Genomic DNA, 2,565 nt, shown 5'->3' with positions numbered 1-2,565 from the left:
CCGAGACCGCCGAGACCGCCGAGCCCGGCGAGCCCGCCGAGTCCATCTGGTCCGCGCGCCTGCGTAAGCGCACCGCTGCTTTGTGGATCGTGTGGTTCGGGATCAACTTCTCCTACTACGGCGCCTTCATCTGGCTGCCCAGCCTGCTCGTCTCGCAGGGCTTCGATCTGGTGAAGTCGTTCGGCTACACGCTCATCATCACCCTCGCCCAGCTGCCGGGGTACGCGGTGGCGGCGTGGCTCATCGAGATCTGGGGTCGGCGGGTCACGCTCGCGGTGTTCCTCACCGGTTCGGCGGTGGCGGCCGGACTGTTCGGCCTGGCGGACTCCCCGGCCACGATCATCGCCGCGGGCATGGCGCTGTCGTTCTTCAACCTCGGCGCGTGGGGCGCTCTGTACGCGATCGGACCGGAGCTCTACCCCACCTCGACCCGCGGGTCCGGCACCGGCGCCGCGGCGGCGTTCGGGCGGATCGCCTCCATCATTGCGCCACTGCTCGTGCCGCTCCTGCTCGATCTGGGCGACACGGTGATGGTCTTCGGGGTCTTCGCCGCGGCCTTCGTCGTCGCCGCCCTCGCCGCCTTCACCCTTCCCGAGCGCAAGGGCGTCGCACTCGAGGACACCTGAGCCCGAGGACACCTGAGCCCGAGGACACCTGACCGCGGGCGTCCGGCGCGGATGCGGTGCGGCCCCGCGGATGTGACGATGGCGCGGTGACCACTCGCGTGATCGGCGCACTCGTTGCGGTTCTCGGCCTGCTCGTGGTGCTCGGCGGGATCCTGCTGGGCAGCATCGGCGTGTCCACGGGGGGCTTCGTGCAGCGGGTGGACTGCGGGACCTACTTCAGCCCCGACTACACCGAGGCTCGCGACAAGGACAACGCCCTCACCTCGCTGAGCTGGAAGGACCTCCTCCGGGGAGAGCGCCCCCAGCCGAGCACGGAGGCGCAGGAGGCGTGTGATGCCGCGCTCGCCCAGCGCCGGGTCCCCGTGCTGGCCTCCCTGGGGATCGGCGCGACGATCGTGGCCGTCGGCGTGGGGATGGGGCTGTTCCCCGTGGTGGCCACTGCCCTGGCCAGGCGTGATGAGGCCGACCGCATCGGCGGGCGGAACAGCGGCACCAGCGGTGGGGGCAGTGGCACCCGCGCGGGGAGCGGTGGCCCACCGAACGCGACCGGGTAGGTCAGTCGCGGTTCTCCCGCCCGTCACCCAGCTCACGGATCCGCTCGGTCGCCGCCCGCAGCCGCTCCTCGCGCGCTTTCTCGTCGGCCTTCTTGAGCTTCTCGTACGTCTTCTCGTCGGAATCCGTGTAGCGCAGCACGAGCCGGGGGAGGCCCAGCGTGAGAACCAGCGAAGGCCACACCATCCACGCGTACTGCCAGTCCACGATGATCTGCAGGACGAGGAACGTGATGAGCGTCAGTCCGATCACCACGCCGTCGAGCGACTCGACCAGCTTCCCGCGCCTGCGCAGGTCCTCCAGGTCGGCGTCGGTGCCGCGGGTCGCGGGCGCCCCGGCGCCTGTGGGGGACCCCGGCGACAGGGCGGACGAAGTCGACGAGGACGACGACGAGACCTCCAGCTCGCCACCGGTGGCAGTGGCCGACTGCACGATCATGCCGTCGACCGAGGTCAGCGGCGTCCCGCCGGGCAGGTCGACGAACGAGCCGCGGAGCTGGCCGAGGGTGCGGGACGCGGCCACGTCGCCGGACCGGGCGTGGAACTCGGCGTCGTCGAGCCGGCCGGACGCGTAGTGGTCGCCGAGCGCCATGAGGGCGTGCAGCCGCTCGGAGTCGGAGAGCAGCAGGTCGTCCGGGTCGGTCATGGGCTCAATGCTAGAACCGCTAGGCCCTCGATGACATAGGGGAACGCCCCGATGCGCCCGGCGGGGTGCCGGTGGCTTTCCGGGCTGGGGCGCGGGTCCGGCGTGGCGACTCGGTGTCACACTTCGCGGTGCTCGTGCGTCGAAGAGGCATGAGCACACCACGACGCAGCACCGAACAGCGCAAACAGGTCAGCGCGGGCGCGATGGCACCCATGTTGGCACTCGAGGCCTACTCGCGGGCGCGGGTCTCCCGGGAGGACAGCCACCTCATCCGGCTCCGCGTCTCCGCGGTGAACGGCTGCCGCTATTGCCTGGCCATGCACCGACGCGATGCCCGCAGGGACGGCTGGAGCGGCACCCGGATCGCGGTCTCCGAAAACTGGCACGCCCACGCCGACGAGCTGTCCCCGGCCGAGCGGGCGGTCCTGGCGTTCGCGGACGCCGTCACCCGCATCGACGGTGAGGACTCCGTGCCCGACGAGCTGTGGGACGAGGTGGTCCACCACCGGGGCGAAGGTGGGGCTGGACAGCTGGTCATGGAGATCGTCACGATCAACGCATGGAACCGGATAGCGATCGCCACCCGCAAGGACCTGGCGACGCTGCGCGGTCTCGTCCCGAGCGACCTGGAACCGGCGACCCGGCCATGACCGTGGCCCCACCCGCGACCCCCGTGGCCGATGGGGCGGCGCCGGTGGCCGACCGTGCCGCAGCCAGTACGGCCAGCACGGCCGGCACCGCG

At 71.4% G+C, this 2,565-nt stretch carries 4 protein-coding genes; 3 read left to right on the top strand and 1 reads right to left on the bottom strand.

Going from position 1 to position 2,565, the window contains the following annotated elements; translation table 11 throughout:
• Window positions 1-626: MFS transporter (locus G6024_RS02765; protein WP_159147913.1), on the top strand; the 626-nt coding region annotated here is incomplete at its 5' end.
• 86 nt (window positions 627-712) lie between these two features.
• Window positions 713-1,180 (top strand): hypothetical protein, encoded by a 468-nt coding sequence (locus G6024_RS02760; RefSeq protein WP_119193318.1) that lies wholly within the window; start codon window positions 713-715, stop codon window positions 1,178-1,180.
• A 1-nt stretch (window position 1,181) separates the two neighbouring features.
• Here the strand turns inward: G6024_RS02760 and G6024_RS02755 are convergent, their stop codons facing one another.
• Window positions 1,182-1,823, bottom strand: coding sequence for a DUF1707 SHOCT-like domain-containing protein (locus tag G6024_RS02755; RefSeq protein ID WP_069389580.1), 642 nt, complete (start codon window positions 1,821-1,823; stop codon window positions 1,182-1,184).
• 149 nt (window positions 1,824-1,972) lie between these two features.
• Here G6024_RS02755 and G6024_RS02750 point away from each other — a divergent pair, with 149 nt between their 5' ends.
• A complete protein-coding gene (locus G6024_RS02750; RefSeq protein ID WP_235027733.1) occupies window positions 1,973-2,473 on the top strand; it encodes a carboxymuconolactone decarboxylase family protein in 501 nt (166 codons plus the stop codon).
• The last annotated feature ends 92 nt before the right edge of the window (window positions 2,474-2,565 follow it).

This window comes from Dietzia maris (genome assembly GCF_014144855.1).
Lineage (GTDB): Bacteria > Actinomycetota > Actinomycetes > Mycobacteriales > Mycobacteriaceae > Dietzia > Dietzia kunjamensis.
The sequence above is the reverse complement of the archived record's forward strand: the minus strand, read 5'-3'. Positions and strand labels throughout refer to the sequence as shown.

Excerpts from the sequence above, each read along its gene's own strand:
- G6024_RS02750 (WP_235027733.1), top strand. The coding sequence starts at position 1,973 with ATGAGCACACCACGACGCAGCACCGAACAGCGCAAACAGGTCAGCGCG.
- G6024_RS02755 (WP_069389580.1), bottom strand. The coding sequence starts at position 1,823 with ATGACCGACCCGGACGACCTGCTGCTCTCCGACTCCGAGCGGCTGCAC.